This is a genomic window from Peribacillus sp. SIMBA_075 (assembly GCF_046534585.1).
The window spans coordinates 1-245 of sequence record NZ_JAWRYN010001337.1; the positions used below are offsets into that span (position 1 = coordinate 1).

Below are 245 nucleotides of genomic sequence, written 5' to 3' on the forward strand. Positions count from 1 at the left end.
GTTAAAACCAGACCTAATCATCGCATCTAAAGTCCGCCACGAAGAAGTATACGAACAGCTATCGGCTATCGCACCGACGATTGCTCATGAAACCGTGTTCGTTTTCAAGGAAACGGTCGATATGATGGGGCAAGCATTACATAAAGAGGCTGAAGCCACACAAGTAATAGAGGATTGGGACGAGCGAGTCGTCGACTTCAAAGAAAAACTGCAAGCGGAAATGGGCGATGAGGCTCCAAAACATG

Annotated in this window: 1 protein-coding gene; it reads left to right on the forward strand. The window is 46.9% G+C overall.

Annotated features, from left to right (window positions below):
- Nucleotides 1-245: ABC transporter substrate-binding protein (locus SB775_RS32685; RefSeq protein WP_410865451.1), on the forward strand; the 245-nt coding region annotated here is incomplete at both ends.